Below are 19,020 nucleotides of genomic sequence, written 5' to 3'. Positions count from 1 at the left end.
GGCGCGCGGGATGTCGGCGCGAGACTTTATCATAGGGTGACAAACAACGATGAGGAGCACATGCCTATGACAGACGAGCTGGACCCCCAGACTCAACAGCATATTGATGATCCCGCAGACGTCACCGCAGATACTGACGCTGTGACCTGCGATGGTACCGACGTCGACGGCCCCATCTTGGACGAAAGCGCTGCGGCGGAAACCCCCGAAACAGAAAACGCCGATGAGCAAAACGACGATGCGCCCGCTCAGGACGACGCCCCTGTACAGGACGACGCCCCGCAAGCAGCGGGCCCCATCGAGGTGTCTTCGGAAGAAGAGCTCGATGCCGTCATGGACTCCATGATGGATGCTGTCAAAGCGATGAAAGACGCCGTCGCCGATGCCGATATTGATGCCGAGGAAGAGGAGGCCGCCGAGGCGGCCTCGACCTTTGTGCCCGGCGAGACTCCGGTTGCCGACCAGGGCAGCACCATGCCCTCGTTTCTGCAGCTCGAGCACCCCACGATTGGCGCCGATGCGGTCGATCCGCACGCAGCAGGCTTTTCTGTGGTCGAGGGCGGTACCGGCAATATCGCCGTGCCGCAGACTGCCGATGCGGACGCTGCCGACACCACTCGCCCGACCGCCCCGCACTCCCCCGCCGCGAGCCGCGATCTGGGGACCGCTGTCTCGAACACTGCGAACGCCGTGGGCACCTTTATCGCCCAGGGCGCCTCGGCCATGCGTGAGATGAATGCCGCGAAAAAGGCACTTGCCGATGCCCGCACCCACCTGGCCGAACTTGAGCAGCGCATTGCCAATCAGGCCGAGGAACTCGAGACGCGCCAGGATATCGCAGGCCGCTACGAGCAGATCGTCGCCGACCAGCGTCAGGCGATCGCCACAGCGCAAAAGACCGCTGCGGCAGCCGAGATTGACCGTGATGCCCACGGCGCCAAAGCGACAGAGCTCAATGGTCAGCTCGAACAAATGAAGACAGAGGATGACGCGACTGAGCTCCGCCTGAAGGCCGCGCTCGACGCCGTGGAGGCCCGCGAGGCGAGCTCTCGCGAGACCGGCAACCGCCTCGTTCGACGCCTTGAGGATTCCAAGCGCATCCGCGACAAGGTGAAGGCCGAGCGAGACGCCGGCATTGCGGCTGCACAACAAACCGTCGACGCCACGCGCGCCCAGCTCGAGACGCTGCGTCATGAGTATGCCGAGCTGCAACGCAATCCCTCAGCAAATCCCGCCAACTATACGGTGCGCACCAGCGAGCTCTCGATGCAGATCTCCGACACGGCGGATGCCCTGCGTAAAGCCGAAGAAGATGTCCCGCGCATCACCGCCGACCTTGAGCACTCGCTTGCCGCAGCCGAGCAGGCCGTCGAGCAGGCACAAGCCCCCATCACCGACGCCAAGCGAGCCCATCAGGCCGTGACGGCAGAGGCCGATGCCGCGCGCGACGAGCTGCAGACCGCAAAAACCGTCGCCGCGACGCGCCAGCGCGAACTGCGCGAGAAGATCGCCGCCGAGGACAAGGCACGCCGCGACCAAGAGCAGAGCATAGCCAACGCCCAAGCAGATGCCGCGCATGCGCAGTCGATTATCGAACAGGCGACCGAGGTGCACGACCACCCAGAGATCACTGAGTCGCTTGCAGGATCCTTGGCCCGAGACAAAGCCGAACACGCCGAGACCGAGCGAGAAGTCGCCCAGCTCGAGGCCACCGAGGACGCGGTGCGCGAGCGTACCCGCGACTCACGCATCAAATTCACCGGCGCCATCGTCTGCATCGTCGCCGCAATCCTGGTGATCATCCTAGTCTGGCTGTTCGCGAGCAAGTAAACCAGCTGCCAAAAAACGCTCAACGCAGTTGCGGTGAGATAGTTCCTGTTTAGCCTCAAAAAAGGCCAATTCAAGAACTATCTCACCGCAACTTATTAGATTGATGCAAGGTAGTCATTGAGGACGTTCTTAAACGACCAGTCGAACAAGAACGTCCCCAACGACCACATCGACAACCAAAGAAATGCCGATGTTATGGCAGAGTCAGCGAGCGGGTCGCATTTGAGACAAGGTGACGTGAAACGAAAGGGCGCTGACCTTCTGGTCGCGCCCTTGAAGTTGAACGTCAGGTTGTCCAAATGCGGCCCGCGCAGCGTCGAGCAGTTACGCGGTTCGTAGAACCGCGTAACTAACAAATGAGCATCGCGTCGCCGAAGCTGAAGAAGCGGTAACGTTCTTCGATAGCAGCAGCGTAGGCATCCATGATCTGGTCGCGGGTGGCAAGTGCGCTCACGAGCATCATGAGCGTGGAGCGCGGCACGTGGAAGTTCGTGATCAGCGCGTCGACCACGTGATAGGTCGAGCCGGGCATGAGGTAGAGCTGCGTTGTCGCGTTCTCGCGCACCACGATGTCGCCGCGGCCGAGCGTGTCGGCCCCGTCCTCGCGGCCCTCAAAATAGCGCGCCGTCACAGCCGGATCGGACACCGGCGCGTCCGCGTCAAACGCGCTCTCGAGCGAGCGCACCGCGGTGGTGCCGACGGCGATCACACGATGACCCTCGGCCTTGGCCTTGTGCACGGCATCGACAACCTCCTGCGACACGTGGTAGCGCTCGGTGTGCATCACGTGCTGCGTGGGGTCGTCCTCCTCCACCAGACGGAAGGTATCGATACCCACCTCGAGCTCGACGGCGGCAAACTTGGCACCCTTGGCCTCGATAGCGGCCATGAGCTCGGGCGTAAAGTGCAGACCCGCCGTGGGAGCGGCAGCCGAGTGCTCCTCCTTCATGGCGTAGACGGTCTGGTACTTCTCGGGATCGCCCTCGTAATCGGTAATGTAGGGCGGCAGCGGCACGTGACCGGCGGCGTGAATGGCCTCGTCGAGCGTGCGCGGCTCGCCGGCGGCATTGCAGCCGGCCGGCTCAAAACGCACCAGGCGGCCGCCGCGGCTATCGGTGACAAAGTCGACAACCTCGGCCGTCAGCACCACGGGAGCCCCCTCGGGCGCATGGGCGCCACCGGCGCGATACTCAATATGAGCACCGGGCTTCAGGCGCTTGCCCGGCTTGACCAGACACTCCCAAACGTGACCCAGCGGGTCAACATCCTCGCGGCGCTTGAGCAGCAGTGTCTCGACCACGCCACCCGAGCCCGCCTTGCGACCGATAAGACGGGCCGGCATCACGCGCGTCTTGTTGATGACGAGCACGTCGCCCGGCTCGATATAGTCGATGATGTCGCGGAAGATGCGGTGCTCAACGGTACCGCCATGCTTTAGCGGCGTTCCCGCCTGAGAGCCCTTGCGATCCACCACCAGCAATCGGCAGGAATCGCGCGGCTCGGCAGGAGCCTGGGCAATCAGTTCCTCGGGAAGGTTGTAGTCAAAATCATCGGTACGCATAGACACGTCGGATACTCCTTATATAGCTAAAGTCCGCTCTACATCCTAGCAGGCTGACGTCCCAAATGAACTACTTTTTGGCGGCTTTGCGCTCGTCGCGGATGCGGGCGCGGTCCATGGCCGCCTCGACAGCCGAGAAGCGGCAACCACAGTAGTTCTGCCGATACATGCCAAGCTCGCGCGAACGGCGTGTCGCCTCGGGGTAATACGGGCGAAAATCGCGAATCACCGGGGTGAGACCGCGGGCGGCAGCCAGACGCTCCAACACATCATTGCAGGTTTCGAACAACTGGTACGGCGAGACGGCGAGCGTCGTGCCCACAAACTCAAACCCGCGCTCCTGGGCCACGCGGCACGCCTCGGCCAGACGCAGGGCATAGCACGCGCGACAGCGACGGGCTCGGTCGGCACCCAGCGGCGCCACGCCGGTCTCCCAGCGATCGCGGTCCTCCCCTGCCTCGATGAGCTCGATGTCGCCATCGGCACACCACCGGCGCAGCTCGTCCAAGCGGCGCTGCCATTCATCGCGCGGTTGAATATTGGGGTTGGTCCAGCAAATCGTGGGCTCAAACCCCTCCTCGCGCAGCAGGCGAACCGGCTCAAGCGAGCATGGTGCACAGCACGCATGCAGCAACAACGACTTCATCGACATCTCCTCACCCAAAAAAGCGCACGCCAAAGGACGTATCCTCGCAGGCGACAATGCGGCGGTCGCGCAAAATGGTCCGCACGTAATACCAGTCGCCCACACAGCCTGACAAATGCAAGCCGGCCGCCAGATAGCACAGCAGCGGATAGCCCGAAAACGCAAACCCCAGGGCAAACGCTGTCGTCACAACAACCGTCGGCGCCAGGCAAATCGCCATATACCGCCGGCGCGAATACACAATCCCCTCGGCGCAGGCATAAATCATGCACGTCTCACGGTTCGCTCCAAAAGTCACGTGCGCACCCGCAGGCGCAAACAACTTAAAGAACGCTGCATGCACCAGCTCGTGCACGGCAAATGACGCCGCAGAAACCGCAGCCAAGCCGACTATCCAGCCCACGACAGCCATCCAGCCGCCCGCGTCAGCCGCATCCAAGTCTGCAGGCCCGCCCAGCAGCATAAACACCGGCACCAGGCACACGGCAAACACGCCGACTACGACCATCCCCCACACGAAGCAAGCGTGCAGAAAATCCTCGTCTTCAAACGCATGTATGTTGGAAATCTCATTCATAGCATCTTAGGATAGCGCCCCTGCCACGCACCCGCCCGCATGTGCGATAATGTCGAACGATATGCACGAATTGACCACCGCGCCGCCGAGCCCCGCGCCCGGCCGCGCCCTCACCATATGCGAAGGAGTCCCATGGCATCCAAATACTCCATGAACGACCGTCCCAGCTGGCCTCGCCGCGCCATCGTTACCGCCGGCGAGCCCTACGGCAACAAGGGCCTTCACTTTGGCCACGTTGGCGGCGTCTTTGTCCCTGCCGACTTCTTCGCCCGCTTCCTGCGCGACCGCCTGGGCCGTGAGAACGTCATCTTCACCTCGGGCACCGACTGCTATGGCTCGCCCATCATGGAGAGCTACCGCAAGCTCAAGGAGAACGAGGGCTACGACAAGTCCATTAGCGAGTATGTCGAGTCCAATCACTCCCGCCAGGCCGCGACCCTCAACAACTACAACATCAGCTGTGACATCTACGGCGGCTCGGGCCTTGAGCCGGCGGCCCAGATCCACAACGAGGTGACCGCCGAGATTATCGAGCGCCTGCACGAGCAGGGCACCATCTCCAAGCGCTCCACGCTGCAGTTCTACGATGCCAAGGCCGGCACGTTCCTCAACGGCCGTCAGGTGATCGGCCGCTGCCCCATCCAGGGCTGCAAGTCCGAGAAGGCCTATGCCGACGAGTGCGACCTGGGTCACCAGTTTGAGCCCGAGGAGCTCATCGCGCCTAAGAGCCAGCTCACCGGCGAGGTGCCCGAGCTGCGCCCGGTCGACAACCTCTACTTCGACCTGCCGGCCTACCTCGACTTTATGAAGACCTATACCGCCAAGCTCGCCCAGAACCCGCAGGTTCGTTCCGTGGTCTCCAAGACCATGGAGGAGTGGCTGCTGCCGGCTCAGCTCTATATTCAGAACAAGTTCCGCGAGGCCTTCGATGCCGTCGAAGATCAGCTTCCCGAGCACACCGTCCTGGAGCCCGAGGGCAACAAGAGCAGCTTTACCGTCACCTTCCCCAGCTGGAAGGAGCGCGACGATGCCCACGCGGTGCTCGCCAACGGCGGCGTGCGTTTCCGCAGCGGCAAGGCGCTCGTGCCCTTCCGCATCACCGGCAACATCGACTGGGGCGTTCCGGTGCCCGAGGTCGATGGCGTCTCCGACGTCACCTGCTGGTGCTGGCCCGAGAGCCTGTGGGCGCCCATCAGCTATACGCGTACCGTGCTCGCACGCGATGCCAAGGCCGCCGGCGTGACCGAGGGCGTCGCCGCCCAGGATGCCGCCCTCATGGGCGAGCCCGCCGCCGATTCCACGCAGGTACCCGCTCCCACCTACCAGCACAGCTCGCTCGACTGGCGCGACTGGTGGTGCTCTGACGACGCTCAGATCTACCAGTTCATCGGTCAGGACAACATCTATTTCTACTGCATCGCTCAGACCGCCATGTGGGAGGCCCTGGGTTGGGACCTTACGCAGAGCACCGTCAGCGCCTGCTATCACCTGCTCTACATGGGCAAAAAAGCCAGCTCGTCCTCGCAGACGCCTCCCCCGCCGGCAGACGACCTGCTCAACCACTACACCTGCGAGCAGATGCGCGCGCACTGGCTGTCGCTCGGCCTGTCCGAAAAGCCGGTGAGCTTTAGCCCCAAGGCATACGACACGCGCGTGACCGGCAAGGACAAGGACGGCAACGAGGTACGCGCCTGCGACGACAAGCGCGTCATCGATCCGGCCCTTAAGGAGAGCGCGCTGCTGACCGGCGTGTTCAACCGCCTGGCCCGCAGCTGCTTCTACGGCGTTGCCATCAAGGAAGGCGACGAGAGCCCCTGCCGCAACGGCTGCATCCCCGCCGGTGCCGCTTCTGACACCGTGGTCGAAGCCGCCCAGCAGGCAGCCCTCGCCTTTGAGCAGGCCATGTACAAGTTCGAGACGCACCGAGCGCTCGCCGTGTGCGACGACTACCTGCGCGCCGCCAACAAGCGCTGGAGCGACGCCTCCAAGGCCGCCAACAAGCTCGAGGGTAATGAGGCAAACGCCGCGATGACGCAGGCCCTCGTCGACGCCTTTACCGAGCTGCGCGTGGCGACCGTCCTGATGCACGGTATTGTGCCGGCCGGCTGCGAGCTCATCTGCGAGTACTTCGACGTCGACCCCGTCGCCTTCTTTAGCTGGGACAACATCTTTGCCTCCACGGACGAGTTCGTGGAGAGCCTGGGCGAGAAGCCCGGCGAGCACCGCGTGAAGCCGCTGCCCCCGCGCTTCGACTTCTTCAGCAAGCACGAGAGCCAGTACTAAAGCACGCTAGTAGCAACGCGCCCGGGAATGATTATTCTGGGACGGGGATTAAAAAATCATTCCCGGGCGCCACAGTACAGTCTTTTTGTGACGGGAGTCATGGAATGATTATTTAATCCCCGTCCCAGAATAATCATTTAGGTGGAAGGAAAGACGGATGTCCAAGCCGCGTCGTCGTAAGCAAAAAAAGCAGGTCAAGCCCGAGCTCAAGCTTAGGCAGTTTGCCGCCACCGAGCTTTCCGACCAGCTTGCCGCCCAACACTCCGCCGCCGACCTGCCGCGCTTTATGGTCGACACGGTCGCCGGCGCCTATGCGCCCGCCGATGCCGAGCTCATGATCGAGGGCTTTGGCGCCGCAGCCACACGCCCGGTCACGCTGCGCGCCAACACGCTCAAGGCGACCGCCGAGGACATCGCTGCGGCGCTCGGTGCCGCCGGCATCGCCCACAACCCCGTCGCTTGGTACCCAGACGCCTTTATCCTGCCCGAGGCCCAGGTTTCCGATCTGTGGGATCTCGACATCTACCGCGACGGCAAGATCTATCTGCAGAGCCTGTCGTCCATGATGCCGCCGTTGGTCCTGGGCGCTCAGGCCGGCGAGGACATCCTGGACATGTGCGCAGCCCCTGGCGGCAAGACGACGCAGATCGCCGCCCTCACCCAGGGCCAGGCACACCTCACGGCCTGCGAGATGAGCATTCCCCGCGCCGAAAAGCTTGAGGCCAACTTGGGCCGCCAGGGCGCCAAAAACGTGCCCGTTATGCGCATTGACGCACGCGAGCTTGACGAGTTCTTCCGCTTTGACCGTATTCTGCTCGACGCCCCCTGCACCGGCACGGGCACCGTCATCAGCGGCAACGAGAAAAGCCTGCGCGGCCTCACCGAGCAGTTGCTGAGCAAGTGCGCCCGCTCGCAGCGCGCGCTTCTGGACCGCGCCATGGGAGCCCTCAAGCCGGGCGGCACGCTCGTCTATTCCACTTGTTCGATCATGCCGCAGGAAAACGAGGACGCCCTGCAAGAGGCCCTCGACAAGCATATGGACTGCGAGCTCATCCCCCTTGACGGCACGCCGAGCGAAAGCGAAGCACGCCGCGCCCAGGAAGCCGGCGAGGAGCCGCGTATCGAGTGCAACGCTCTCACCGAGGCCATTGCCGCGGGTCAGGTATCGGCCATCGCCAACGGCCTGCCCGGCACGCTCACCATTCCGCCTAGCCGCGACTTTGAGGGCTTCTACATTGCCCTGATCCGAAAACGCAGCTAGCGCACGGATCCAAAACTCAACAAGCTATTTCTGTGCGCGTTTGCCCTGCTGGTCGCGATGCTGTTTAAGCATCGCACGCTCCTTGCGCTCGGCCCTTTTGCCCTTAATGGCCGTGACCACAAAGTAGATGACCGCGGCGGCAACGATTGCGCCCACACACAGGCCAATCGAGCCAAACATTGCTGTCAATTCCATACCGCGTCACCTCTCTTTTAAACGGGGCTTTCAAGATAGCACCTCGATCCCCGCCACCACAGCTCCTTCACGTTCGTCAGCCCTTCGGTCTAACGGATGGCGCAGCGGGGAAAAATCAACTCGTCAAACGATTTAGCATTCGCAATTTCGGCTGCATCGCGCCGGCCGTCATCACACAGAATCGAGTCTCCATGGATACCCTCAATGATCTAAATGAGCGCGTCGACGCCTTCGTCGGCACCAGCTCCTTCGACACGCCTGCCGCGGCAAACGACCAAGCTCCCATCGATGTACCCGCCGAGGTTCACGAGGACATCGTCGCCTCGGTCGATTTCTCCGAGGTCGAGCTCGCAGACGAGTTCACCGAGCCCCAAGTAGCCGTCACGCCCAACGGCCTACTCCCTATGGAGCCCCTGCCCATCGACGGGCGCATGCGCAAGGCGGCCCTTCGCATGCCCGACGAGATCGAGGAGGCCAGCGGCTTTACGCTTTTCGGCCGTCGCATCAAATCGCTCATCTACACCACCGACGTGGCCGTCATCCGCAACTCCAATGCCGATGCTGTCTTTGCCGTTTACCCCTTCACGCCGCAGCCGGCCATTACGCAAGCGCTGCTGACCGTCGCCGAGTGCCCGGTCTTTGTAGGCGTGGGTGGCGGAACTACGACCGGTAAGCGCTCCGTGCAGATGGCAGCCGTCTCCGAGATGCAGGGCGCGGCGGGCTGCGTGGTCAACTCCCCCGCTACTGCCGAGATGGTCGAGCACATCACCAACATCGCCGACATCCCCGTCATCGCCACGGTCGTTCGCTGCGACGACGATGCCCACGCCAAGGTGCGCGCTGGAGCCAAGATTCTCAACATCGCCGCCGGCAAGAACACGCCCCAGGTCCTACGCGAGCTGCGCGAGCACTATCCCAACCTGCCGCTTATCGCGCCGGGCGGTAAGACGCCCGAGAGCATTCGCGAGACCATCGCCGCCGGCGCCAACGCCATCATCTGGACGCCGCCTTCGGCCCAGCAGCTACAGACCGACATGATGCAGCGTTATCGCAAGATGAAGGAAGACGCCACACCTGTCATCTCGCGCGACGACGTGCCCATTATCGACCAGGTCGCCGCCGCCGAGGTCAGCCAAGTCGAGAACATGAATCCCGATGTGCCGATTCCCGACGAAGTCATCGAGCGCGTCGCTTCGATCCACGAGCGCGTCGAGGAGCATCGCGCCAACCGCGGCCTCAAGCCGTCGCTGCACGGCTTTTTCTTCCGCGGAAAGAAACGCTAGCCGCAACAGCAAGGCCCGCTCCACAAACGTGAGACGGGCCGTTTTCGTTTGAGCAATCATGCAGCGACGTGATGGGGCAAATTAATCCACGCGCTTGTCGCCCATAAAGAAGAGCGCCACCGTACCGGGTCCGGTATGCGAGCCAATCAGAGTACCGATGTCATTGATCTCAATCTTGCCTTTAAGCTGCGGAACCTGTTCCTCAATCAGCGCCGTAACTGCCTCGGCATCCTCGCGGCACGCCGAGTGCGACATGATGCACTTACCCGAATAATCCGTACCGCCCTGCACGTGTGCCATCATGGTCTTAGCCATCTCGGAAATCGCGCGCTTCTTGGTGCGAATCTTCTCACGCGGCGACAGCTTACCTTCGCAATCGACCGTCATAAGCGGGCAAATCTTAAGCGCCGTGCCAATGATCGCGCTCGCAGCCGAAATGCGACCGCCTCGTAGGTAGCTCGACAGATCGGTCGAGAAGAACCAGTGGTGCAGGTTGAGTTTGTGCTCCTCAATCCAAGCGGCCGTCTCGTCGAGTGAAGCCCCGCTATCGCGCACATCGGCGGCATATTCCAGCAACAGACCAAAGCCCGAAGACGCCCCCAGCGAATCGATGACGCGCACCTTGCCGCCCTCGGGATAGCGATCCGCAAGCATCTGCGCCGCAACGCAGGCCGATCCATACGTGCCCGAAATACCCGACGACAACGTCAGGTGCAGCACGTCTTTACCCTCGGCAACAAACGGCTCCCAAAACTCCTCGTACTCACCCACGCTCACCTGAGACGTCTTGGGCATGGCGCCCGCGGCAATCTGGGCAAAAAACTTGTCCGGCGTAATCGACTGATACAGATCGTCCGTATAGACAACATCGTCGATCCCGTAATGAAAACACACGACAGGAATATTGCGCGACGCAAAGAACTCACGGGTTCGGTCGGCGGCGGATTCACAGGTCAGGACAAAATCACTCATATGAGGCTCCTTACTCATTGCTGCGCAAATTATCGCACAGTGAGCCTACATACGGTACATATGTCCACTATTTACCAAATCGAACCAAAAATAGCGAACATCTTTACCACCATCGTCTCCACCGGCTCCACGCATAAATATCTGAGAAAACACCTTCTGTCGTCTCCACCCGACCAACACATCTACCTCAACTAAATCGATTTACCAAACCGTTCGGCCAACAATTCGACCTCCCACCCCCAATCGAAACAAAAGCGGCGCATACTGATAAACGTTTGACGCTGTTTCATCAGTTTTACCAGCCCCATCGGAAGGTGTTTCATGGTCGCATTCGATCGCAACCCGCAAGACTTCAAGTATCTGCGCCTGCTGTCGAGACAGTTCCCCACCGAACAATCCGCGTTTACCGAAATTATCAACCTCTCGGCCATCCTCAACCTACCCAAGGGCACCGAGCATTTTATGAGCGACGTGCACGGCGAGTACGAAGCCTTTATGCACATCCTCAATAACTGCTCGGGCGTCGTGCGCGAACATGTCGACGAGATCTTTGGCGACACGCTCTCCTTTGACGAAAAGGGCGAGCTGTGCACGCTCATCTACTACCCGCGCGAGAAAATCGAGCTGGTCCGCAGCCAGCGCGAGGACTCGCCAACCTGGTACAAGACGATGCTTGACCAGCTCATCATGGTCGCTCGCTCGCTTTCAAGCCGCTACACGCGCTCCAAGGTGCGCAAGGCCATCCCGCGCGACTACGCCTATATCATCGACGAGTTGTTGCACACGCACCCGGACGAGAACAACTATCGCGTGCGCTATCACGAGCGCATCGTGGAGTCCATCCTGGAGACCGCAAGCGCCGACGACTTTATCGAGTCGCTCGCTTCGCTCATCAAGCGCCTGGCCGTCGACCACCTGCACCTGGTGGGCGATATCTTCGACCGCGGCGGCGGCGCGGCCAAGATTATGGACCGCCTGCTCACCTACCATTCACTCGACATCCAGTGGGGCAACCACGACCTGCTGTGGATGGGCGCTGTGGCCGGTGAGCCTGCCTGCATCGCCACGGTATTGCGCAACAACCTACGCTACGACAGCTACGAGATCCTGGAGAACGACTACGGCATCTCGCTGCGTGAGCTTGTCGCCTTTGCCGATGCCACCTACACCGCCGGTGAGTCCATCACCCCGCTGATCAAGGCCATCAACGTGCTGCTCTTTAAGCTCGAGGGCCAGATTATCCAGCGCCACCCCGAGTTCGATATGACCGACCGCCTGTTACTCGACAAGATCGACCACGACACCGGCACGGTCACGCTCGCCGACGGCAGCGTGTGGCCGCTCACGACCAACGACTTCCCCACCGTCGACCCGGCGGACCCCTACACGCTCACGTCTCAGGAGCAGCACATCATCGACAAGCTCGTGTCCGAGTTTGTAACCGCCGATCACCTGCATCGCCATATCGATTTCCTCTACACCCACGGCTCGATGTACAAGGTCGCCAACGGCAACCTGCTCTTCCACGGCTGCGTTCCGCTCAACGAAGACGGCACCTTTAGCAGCATGAACTGCCTGGGCACCTGGCACGCTGGCCGCGATTATCTCGATTTTTGCGACCACATCGCCCGCCGCGCGTGGCGCGTGGGCGACCGCGATGCCCTCGACTGGATGTGGTACCTGTGGATTGGCTTCAATTCACCCGCCAGCGGACGCCTGGTGCGTACCTTTGAGCGCGCCTATATCGCCGATAAGAGCACCTGGGTCGAGCCGATGGACCCGTACTTTACGCTTACCAAGTCGCCCTCGGTCTGCGATGATATCATGCGCGAGTTTGGCGTCGCGCCCATGGCATGCTCGCCGACCGGCCACATCATCAACGGCCACACGCCCGTTAAAACCACCAAGGGCGAGCAGCCCATCCGCGCCGAGGGCAAGCTGCTGGTCATCGATGGCGGCTTCTGCCGCGCTTACCATCCCAAGACGGGCATCGCCGGCTATACGCTCATCTCGAGCTCGCGCGGCTGCCGCCTCAAGTCGCACCGGGCCTTTACGACGGTTGCCGAGGCACTCACGCGCAACGTGGACATCGAAAGCGAGACCAACCGTTTTGACCAAGCAGACCGTCGCCGCATGGTAAGCGACACCGATACTGGCGCCAAGATCCGCAGCCAAATCCAGGACCTGCGTCAGCTGCTCGATGCATATAGAAACGGTGCTATCGAGGAGCGCGCCTAGCACCACCCGCGGGGATTGGCTAAACTTGCTAAGTTTGTCATCCCCACGGCGCCCCGGCGCCGGCTTAAGGCAGGTACCATGCAAAAGCTCCTTGCGCAGATCATGAAATTTGGCGTCGTCGGTGTCATTGCCACGGTTATCGACTTTGGCATTATGAATCTGCTCCACTACGGTCTGGGCCTCAACATCCTAATCGCCAACACCAGCGGCTTTATCATCTCACTCATCTTTAACTACCTCGCAAGCATGAAATACGTGTTTGCGCACAAGGAAGGCATGAGCCGCCGCCGCGAGTTCATCATCTTTGTCGTGCTGTCCGTGATCGGTTTGGTGCTCAACGATGGCATCGTGCTGGCGCTCAACGCCGGCCTGGGACTCGAGGCCAATATCGCCAAGATCTGTGCCACCGCGCTTGTCATGGTCTACAACTTTGTGACCCGAAAAATCTTCCTGGAGGGCGACGAGACAAAATAGCTCGAAACCCCTGCAGCATTACGGCGCCCACGGACGACGCGCACTCAGCGCAGTATCGTCCGTGGGTGTCGCTCGTTTACGGGCAAATTTTCAACGTTTGCGGATTAGCTCTTGAAAATTTGGCGAGTTCATATAGTTCTTGGCAAAGACCTTACGTTTCCCTTGTAAAAGCTCTAAAGTATCCTCTGCTCGATTCATCAACGCATTGGATGTGATTACGTGCGCAAGGCGCTGGCACAACCTCATACCAAGCAGTTCCTCAAGTTTGCTGTCGTGGGTCTTATCTCCTTTGGCATCGACTGGGGCATGCTCATTGCGCTCGTCGAGCTGTTCCACCTTGACTTTTTGATGAGCACCACGGTTTCGTTTATCACGTCCGTCGTGGTCAACTACTGGCTCAGCATGAAGTACGTGTTCGACCACCGCGAAGGCATGAGCCGCAAGCGCGAGTTCACGATCTTCACCATCCTGTCGGTGATCGGCCTGGGCCTCAACGACCTGTACATGTTTGTGGGCGTCACGTTTTTGAGCATCGGCTACCAGGCCATGAAGGCCATCGCCACGTTCCTCGTCACCTGGTACAACTACTTCAGCCGCCGCTTCTTCCTCGAGGGCGCACGGTCATAGTCGATTCACTATTTGCTTGAATGTATAACCGGTTGGAATTCCCATTCCAACCGGTTTTTTGTTTGCAGAGCCTGCCGAGGAAAGCGCACAAGGCGGGCCGCAGCGTCGGAATGGGTAGTAGTTTCCCCATGGTCGCCCCGCGGAAAGCGCGTCCCAGATTGCAGCCTCAGAACGGGACACAGCTTCCGCAACGTGGCTCTAGCGGAAAGCGCATCCCAAAATCGATGCCCAATACGGTCCGCAGCTTCCCAATGGGCGCTGCTTCGGAAAGTCTATCCCGGAATGAGCCCTCAGAGCGGAACACGCTTTCCGAAACCCGCCCCAACGGGAAGCTGCGTCCCGGAATTCGCCTACAGGGCGGGATGCAATTTCCGGTTGAGCCTCGATTGGGAAATGACGTCCCATTCGTATAAAAACGGGCGTCTCGGATGTTTGTCCGAACCGCCCGTTTGATGCGATATGTCGAGGCCCCTAGCCTGTCACGTAATACCAGACCACGTTGTCGCCGTTTGAGAGAACGTAGTTGCTGCAGGCTGTCATGGGCGTTGTGCCGTTGACGGAATAACACCAGCCGCTACCGCTTCCATAGTTTTCATCCTTCTCGGCCAGGCCACCGATGGCGGCAACATAAGTGCCAAACGACGAGCCACGCGCATTTATAGAAATACCCAGCGCGCAGAGAGCGTCGTAGGCAGTTGCTCCCTCATTAAAGGTGTAGGTACCACCAGCGGACACAGGATTGCCCACAGCGCTCGAAGTAACCGAGACAGTCACGGTAACGTAGCTAGACTCCTGAGAGACGCTCTGGTTGCCCGAGGGGGCATTACTGTTATCAGGAACGGCAGAAGGCCCACCGGACGTTGCCGAATTCTGAGAAGCCGACTGACTGTTGTCAGTCTTTTTATTTCCTGCTCCTTTTTCGCCGGACTTCTTGCTATCCGAGTTCTTGTCCGATTCCTTGTCCGAAGACTCGGAATCTTTCTTGGAGTCAGATTTGTCAGAACCCCTAGACCCGTCATTCGTATCATCAGAAGATTTGGAATCCTTGGACCCGGCCTTGCCCGAAGCGACAGTCGAGCCGGACCCATTGCCATCCTTGGCGACGATGCTCTCCCCCGCCACGGTCTGGACGATCCAATCAATGGACCAAGCACCGCTCTCGGAGGGATGAACAAAGCCCAGAGAGACCACGATCAGAACGACGCATGCGGCAGTCAGAACGCCAAGGAGCGCCTTCCGTCGAGGAGCGGACGCCGCCGAAGCGGCGCCCTTTTGCTTTGGATCATCGAGCTGGATAAACGAGGAGTCGGGCTGTTGCCCGTTGGTCTCCTTGGGCTTATCGGGCATTACCGTCACCCTTGCCGCGCTTGGTCAGCACGAAGACGGCGATGAGCGCAAGGCCAATCACGCCGGCGGCGATGCCAACGATGGCGAGCGGGTTGGTGCCCGTCTCCTGCTCGGAAGCACCAGAGGACTTCTTAGCAGTGGTCGTGGAAGCAGCGCCCGTATCGGACTTGGAATCGGACTTCTTGTCGGACTTGCTGTCCTTCTTCTCAGACTTCTTCTCATCCTTCTTGTCGGACTTATCGGAGCCCTTCTTGTCGGACTTGTTTTCCTTGGTCTCGGTCTTGGTCGACACCGTCGTCTTGGTCACCGGCTTCTGACCCGGGGCGATAGCGCCGCCGGCCTGCGGGCCCTTAGAGCCGGAACCAGCGCCGGAACCCGTACCAGTGCCCGTGCCGGTACCAGTACCAGAACCGCTGCCGCCGCTGGAGCCAGAACCGCCATTGTCACCAGAATTGGTGGCATTCTTGGTCCACTTGGCATACAGCGTCAGATCGGCCGTCACCGGCGTACTGAAGTCATACGCTTGCGTGCACGCCTCATCGGTATACCAACCGCCGAAGGTATAGCCCTTGCGACGCGGTTTTACAGCAGGCTCCGTAGCAGTTTTACCAGCCTTAATACGTTGGGAATCGAGCACAATAGAATCTGCACCATTTGCGTCAAACGAGACAGTATAGCGATTGACCTTCTGGCCATTTCCCTTAATCGCGAACAACTTGCCCGAATCGTTAGCGTAGTAGAGTGAACCATCAGAACCGACCGAAATCGACGACATGCAGTACTGCTGGTTCTCGGCCGACGGTCTATAGAGCAGCTCAGCCTCTTCGTCACCTATGCGATAGCGATAAATGCCGCCAGGATTATTGTTGGACGTAAAGTATACATAGGTATGACCATCTTGAATGGAAACCACAGGCTGTGACTTAACATCGCCGCTGCCCGTAAAACCACTTGCAGAAGAATCCTCGCGGATGAAGTTACCGTCTGCCTTATAAATTGAATAATCGACCGTAAGCGTATCGGCGTCGATAATTGCAAGCTGACCATAGTGGCTCGTAAGACTGTTTTGGGGACCGCCCATAAAGGACTCAATCGACGTGCCGCCAACTACAATCTTACCGTTGACAAACACGGGTGTAGAGGTCGAGCTGCTGCCAAACGTAACTTTACCCAGTTCTGAAAGGGCCCCATCATTAGCGATAGCAATTTTATGGAGCGTGCCATCGGCACTCACAACGTAAGCAGTAGCCCCATCAACAAGCACGTTCGCGCGAACGCGATCGGCGATCTTAAGCTTTGCTACGGTCTTTCCAGTCGAAGGATCAACCGTGCTGACAGTGCCTGAATCATCCGCGATAACGCCATAGTCGCCCGAGAACGCCATGCCAGCCCAGTAATAGCCCGTGCTGTTTTCATTCTTGTGCTGCCACATGACTTTACCGTCAGAAATACGAACACAAAGCAGGTAGCCGTCACTCGAGTCAATCCAATCGGCCGAAGCGGTACCAAAATAGGCATAGCCATCGCGAACCGAAACAGAAGCAAGCGACTGCTGCGCGCCATCGGGACCGGCCGGCAACCCATCGGTAACCCAAACCGTCGCAAGCACATCAACCGTTAAGGCCTGAAGACGACCGCCTGAAAGCGGAACAAGCACAACACCATTGGTATATACCATGCGTGAGGTGGAATCAATTGCAGCAGCCAAAGGTGACTCTAGAACGGTCTTGCCCGTCTCGACATCCTTTTTGAGCAATTTAGAACCAACTGCCACATAGAGATAGTCACCGATCAGCAACGCATCGGAAACACCCTTATTGCCGTCCGCACGCGTCTTAAGCTCGCTTACCCATTTCTCATCTGCATCCTTAGTGGGCACAGGTGCGTCGGTAACCTTGTCGGCACTTGTAAAGCCCGACCAGTCGCTATCCCAGTTAGGGCGTGCAGCGCTCGGATTAAGAACAACGTTGTCGACACCGGGCAAAGTATCCCCAGGGGCGTAAGCCCAAACGACCTTATCGCCCGACTTAAGCACGTAGTCGTTATCGAGTTGAGTTCCAGGAACGCCGTTGACAAAGAACGACCAAGCGCCGGACAGCTCGGTACCATCAAGCGGAGAAACGAGGCTATGGACACCCCAATAGCCGAATTGGTCGTACATCTTGGACTCGATGCCAAGGGCGTCGAAATAGGTAGCGGAGGCATCCTTGATCGACGTGCCCTTAACAAACACCTGGGTCGACGGGCTCGTCCAACGCTGAGCCATCCCGGCCTTTTTGCCAATAATCTCCATCGTGACGGAAACCTGCTCGGGCGCGGGGTCGCCGTACTTCGAGTAGCACCAGACGACGGAGTCGCCGTCCTTGAGCGTGTAGCCGCCCGCGCCGACCTCGGAGGCGCTGCCGTTGACGAACAGCTGCCAGTACGCGCCGGTCGCCGAGTCGTAGCCGAGCTTGCGGTCCTTATCGAAGGGCGACGTGATCGTGTTGAGCGCCCAGCCCCAGGTGCCGTTGGGATCGTAGTCGGTGGTCAGGCCGGCCTGCTTGAAGAGCTGCTCGGAGAGGTCGGCCGCGGTCGAGCCCTCCTCCAGCGTGATCCGCTGCGCGGCGGCCCAGGTCTGCTGGGCGCCCTTGGCGTCGGTGCCGACGACGGAGCACGTGGCAGAGACCTGAGCGACAGGCGCGGGGTCGCCGTACTTCGAGTAGCACCAGACGACGGAGTCGCCGTCCTTGAGCGTGTAGCCGCCCGCGCCGGCGTCGGAGGCGCTGCCGTTGACGAACAGCTGCCAGTAAGCGCCGGTCGCCGAGTCGTAGGCGAGCGTGCGGCCGGAGTCGAAGGGCGACGTGATCGAGTTGAGTGCCCAGCCCCAGCTGCCGTTGGGGTTGTAATCGGCCTTGAGGCCGGCACGCTTGAACAGCTGCTCGGAGAGGTCGGCCGCGGTCGAGCCCTCCTCCAGCGTGATCCGCTGCGCGGCGGCCCAAGTCCGCTGGGCGCCCTTGGCGTCGGTGCCGACGACGGAGCACGTGGCAGAGACCTCCTGGCTCTCTGCCTTGGCAGGCTGAGCCTTGGCCTCTCCAGCGGCAGAGACAACGGCGGTGTCCTGCTTCGAGGCATCGGACGTCGATGCAGCCGGTGCCTCATTGCCGGCAGCGCTATCGTCCTCAGTCTTGTCGGTAGGGCCCGAAGCTGTCGCAGTGGCATCTTGCTCGGCAGTGCCCCCATTCGCCACCATGCCGCTCGCATTGAGGTCGGCAGCAGGGCTTGTCGCGGACTCACCAGAGCCGTTCTCGGCAAGCGGTGCCGCCTGAGCCACAGCCTCGGCAATGCCCTCGGCGCCCTCGGCCCACAGCTGAGCCGGCGTGGTGCCAAAGGCCATCGCGAAGGCCAGGAATGCCACCAGGTAGCGCTTTGCCACGCCGCGCGCGATTACGCCACGGCGACGAAGCGAGGCACGCTGGCACTCGTCCTCAAACATATCCATTTGTCTCCTACTGTCTGTACTTGGAGCGTTGCCTTGAGACTGCCCCACGTCATCGCGCATGTTGCGCTCGAGTTCCCCCATCGGGGTCCCCCTTCCCTCCAGAGCCCTATGCACACCGGCGGCATACGCCGCAGCCGCATGCAAGATGGGAGGCGATCCGACTTAACCTTAACGGCTCAGGCGCGCCGTCCGATCTGCGACGCGAACATCCCGAGCCAAGAGGAATTACGGTTACTGGTACAGCC

The 19,020-nt window shown here is 60.5% G+C and carries 14 protein-coding genes; 7 read left to right on the top strand and 7 right to left on the bottom strand.

Features of this window, described 5'->3' with window-relative positions; translation table 11 throughout:
- Positions 1 to 66 precede the first annotated feature (66 nt).
- Positions 67 to 1,830, top strand: coding sequence for a coiled-coil domain-containing protein (locus tag GPK42_RS08650; protein WP_215694798.1), 1,764 nt, complete (start codon positions 67 to 69; stop codon positions 1,828 to 1,830).
- 349 nt (positions 1,831 to 2,179) lie between these two features.
- On the opposite strand, the gene queA is transcribed toward GPK42_RS08650, so the two are convergent.
- From queA to GPK42_RS08635, 3 genes are all read right to left on the bottom strand, one after another.
- The gene (gene queA, locus GPK42_RS08645; protein ID WP_215694831.1) at positions 2,180 to 3,391 is read right to left on the bottom strand and encodes a tRNA preQ1(34) S-adenosylmethionine ribosyltransferase-isomerase QueA; all 1,212 of its coding nucleotides are present in this window, start codon (positions 3,389 to 3,391) and stop codon (positions 2,180 to 2,182) included.
- Between the two features lie 70 nt (positions 3,392 to 3,461).
- Positions 3,462 to 4,037, bottom strand: coding sequence for an epoxyqueuosine reductase QueH (locus tag GPK42_RS08640; RefSeq protein ID WP_195544304.1), 576 nt, complete (start codon positions 4,035 to 4,037; stop codon positions 3,462 to 3,464).
- Positions 4,038 to 4,047: 10 nt separating this feature from the next.
- Positions 4,048 to 4,614: a DUF3267 domain-containing protein gene (locus GPK42_RS08635; protein ID WP_055310232.1), complete on the bottom strand. Its 567-nt coding sequence runs from the start codon at positions 4,612 to 4,614 to the stop codon at positions 4,048 to 4,050.
- Positions 4,615 to 4,746: 132 nt separating this feature from the next.
- Here GPK42_RS08635 and GPK42_RS08630 point away from each other — a divergent pair, with 132 nt between their 5' ends.
- Together GPK42_RS08630 and GPK42_RS08625 are read left to right on the top strand one after the other, a co-directional pair.
- A complete protein-coding gene (locus GPK42_RS08630; protein ID WP_215694797.1) occupies positions 4,747 to 6,897 on the top strand; it encodes a class I tRNA ligase family protein in 2,151 nt (716 codons plus the stop codon).
- A gap of 157 nt (positions 6,898 to 7,054) precedes the next feature.
- Positions 7,055 to 8,158 (top strand): RsmB/NOP family class I SAM-dependent RNA methyltransferase, encoded by a 1,104-nt coding sequence (locus GPK42_RS08625; RefSeq protein WP_215694796.1) that lies wholly within the window; start codon positions 7,055 to 7,057, stop codon positions 8,156 to 8,158.
- 24 nt (positions 8,159 to 8,182) lie between these two features.
- Here GPK42_RS08625 and GPK42_RS08620 read toward each other — a convergent pair whose 3' ends face one another.
- The gene (locus tag GPK42_RS08620; RefSeq protein WP_215694795.1) at positions 8,183 to 8,353 is read right to left on the bottom strand and encodes a hypothetical protein; all 171 of its coding nucleotides are present in this window, start codon (positions 8,351 to 8,353) and stop codon (positions 8,183 to 8,185) included.
- Positions 8,354 to 8,544: 191 nt separating this feature from the next.
- Between GPK42_RS08620 and GPK42_RS08615 the strand changes: the two genes are divergently transcribed.
- Positions 8,545 to 9,636 (top strand): beta/alpha barrel domain-containing protein, encoded by a 1,092-nt coding sequence (locus tag GPK42_RS08615; RefSeq protein WP_215694794.1) that lies wholly within the window; start codon positions 8,545 to 8,547, stop codon positions 9,634 to 9,636.
- A gap of 81 nt (positions 9,637 to 9,717) precedes the next feature.
- Here GPK42_RS08615 and GPK42_RS08610 read toward each other — a convergent pair whose 3' ends face one another.
- Entirely contained in the window at positions 9,718 to 10,608 is an 891-nt protein-coding gene (locus GPK42_RS08610) for a DegV family protein (protein ID WP_215694793.1), read from the bottom strand.
- A gap of 321 nt (positions 10,609 to 10,929) precedes the next feature.
- On the opposite strand from GPK42_RS08610, the gene GPK42_RS08605 reads away from it, so the two are divergent.
- The 3 genes from GPK42_RS08605 (at position 10,930) to GPK42_RS08595 (ending at position 13,947) form a co-directional block, all read left to right on the top strand.
- Positions 10,930 to 12,846, top strand: a complete 1,917-nt coding sequence (locus GPK42_RS08605) for a fructose-1,6-bisphosphatase (protein WP_215694792.1) — start codon at positions 10,930 to 10,932, stop codon at positions 12,844 to 12,846.
- Between the two features lie 78 nt (positions 12,847 to 12,924).
- The gene (locus GPK42_RS08600) at positions 12,925 to 13,320 is read left to right on the top strand and encodes a GtrA family protein (RefSeq protein ID WP_022095122.1); all 396 of its coding nucleotides are present in this window, start codon (positions 12,925 to 12,927) and stop codon (positions 13,318 to 13,320) included.
- Between the two features lie 219 nt (positions 13,321 to 13,539).
- On the top strand, positions 13,540 to 13,947 hold the full coding sequence (locus GPK42_RS08595; RefSeq protein ID WP_022095123.1) for a GtrA family protein: 408 nt from the start codon (positions 13,540 to 13,542) through the stop codon (positions 13,945 to 13,947).
- Positions 13,948 to 14,418: 471 nt separating this feature from the next.
- Here the strand turns inward: GPK42_RS08595 and GPK42_RS08590 are convergent, their stop codons facing one another.
- Both GPK42_RS08590 and GPK42_RS08585 read right to left on the bottom strand, forming a co-directional pair.
- The gene (locus GPK42_RS08590) at positions 14,419 to 15,294 is read right to left on the bottom strand and encodes a DUF4430 domain-containing protein (protein WP_148332084.1); all 876 of its coding nucleotides are present in this window, start codon (positions 15,292 to 15,294) and stop codon (positions 14,419 to 14,421) included.
- Positions 15,284 to 18,775, bottom strand: coding sequence for a DUF4430 domain-containing protein (locus GPK42_RS08585; RefSeq protein WP_215694791.1), 3,492 nt, complete (start codon positions 18,773 to 18,775; stop codon positions 15,284 to 15,286). Before GPK42_RS08585 ends, GPK42_RS08590 begins: the two co-directional genes overlap by 11 nt.
- Between the last annotated feature and the right edge of the window lie 245 nt (positions 18,776 to 19,020).

Source organism: Collinsella aerofaciens (assembly GCF_018785265.1).
Classification (GTDB): domain Bacteria; phylum Actinomycetota; class Coriobacteriia; order Coriobacteriales; family Coriobacteriaceae; genus Collinsella; species Collinsella aerofaciens_AI.
The sequence above is the reverse complement of the archived record's forward strand: the minus strand, read 5'-3'. Positions and strand labels throughout refer to the sequence as shown.

Excerpts from the sequence above, each read along its gene's own strand:
- GPK42_RS08650 (WP_215694798.1), top strand. The coding sequence starts at position 67 with ATGACAGACGAGCTGGACCCCCAGACTCAACAGCATATTGATGATCCC.
- queA (WP_215694831.1), bottom strand. The coding sequence starts at position 3,391 with ATGCGTACCGATGATTTTGACTACAACCTTCCCGAGGAACTGATTGCC.
- GPK42_RS08640 (WP_195544304.1), bottom strand. The coding sequence starts at position 4,037 with ATGAAGTCGTTGTTGCTGCATGCGTGCTGTGCACCATGCTCGCTTGAG.
- GPK42_RS08635 (WP_055310232.1), bottom strand. The coding sequence starts at position 4,614 with ATGAATGAGATTTCCAACATACATGCGTTTGAAGACGAGGATTTTCTG.
- GPK42_RS08630 (WP_215694797.1), top strand. The coding sequence starts at position 4,747 with ATGGCATCCAAATACTCCATGAACGACCGTCCCAGCTGGCCTCGCCGC.
- GPK42_RS08625 (WP_215694796.1), top strand. The coding sequence starts at position 7,055 with ATGTCCAAGCCGCGTCGTCGTAAGCAAAAAAAGCAGGTCAAGCCCGAG.
- GPK42_RS08620 (WP_215694795.1), bottom strand. The coding sequence starts at position 8,353 with ATGGAATTGACAGCAATGTTTGGCTCGATTGGCCTGTGTGTGGGCGCA.
- GPK42_RS08615 (WP_215694794.1), top strand. The coding sequence starts at position 8,545 with ATGGATACCCTCAATGATCTAAATGAGCGCGTCGACGCCTTCGTCGGC.
- GPK42_RS08610 (WP_215694793.1), bottom strand. The coding sequence starts at position 10,608 with ATGAGTGATTTTGTCCTGACCTGTGAATCCGCCGCCGACCGAACCCGT.
- GPK42_RS08605 (WP_215694792.1), top strand. The coding sequence starts at position 10,930 with ATGGTCGCATTCGATCGCAACCCGCAAGACTTCAAGTATCTGCGCCTG.
- GPK42_RS08600 (WP_022095122.1), top strand. The coding sequence starts at position 12,925 with ATGCAAAAGCTCCTTGCGCAGATCATGAAATTTGGCGTCGTCGGTGTC.
- GPK42_RS08590 (WP_148332084.1), bottom strand. The coding sequence starts at position 15,294 with ATGCCCGATAAGCCCAAGGAGACCAACGGGCAACAGCCCGACTCCTCG.
- GPK42_RS08585 (WP_215694791.1), bottom strand. The coding sequence starts at position 18,775 with ATGGATATGTTTGAGGACGAGTGCCAGCGTGCCTCGCTTCGTCGCCGT.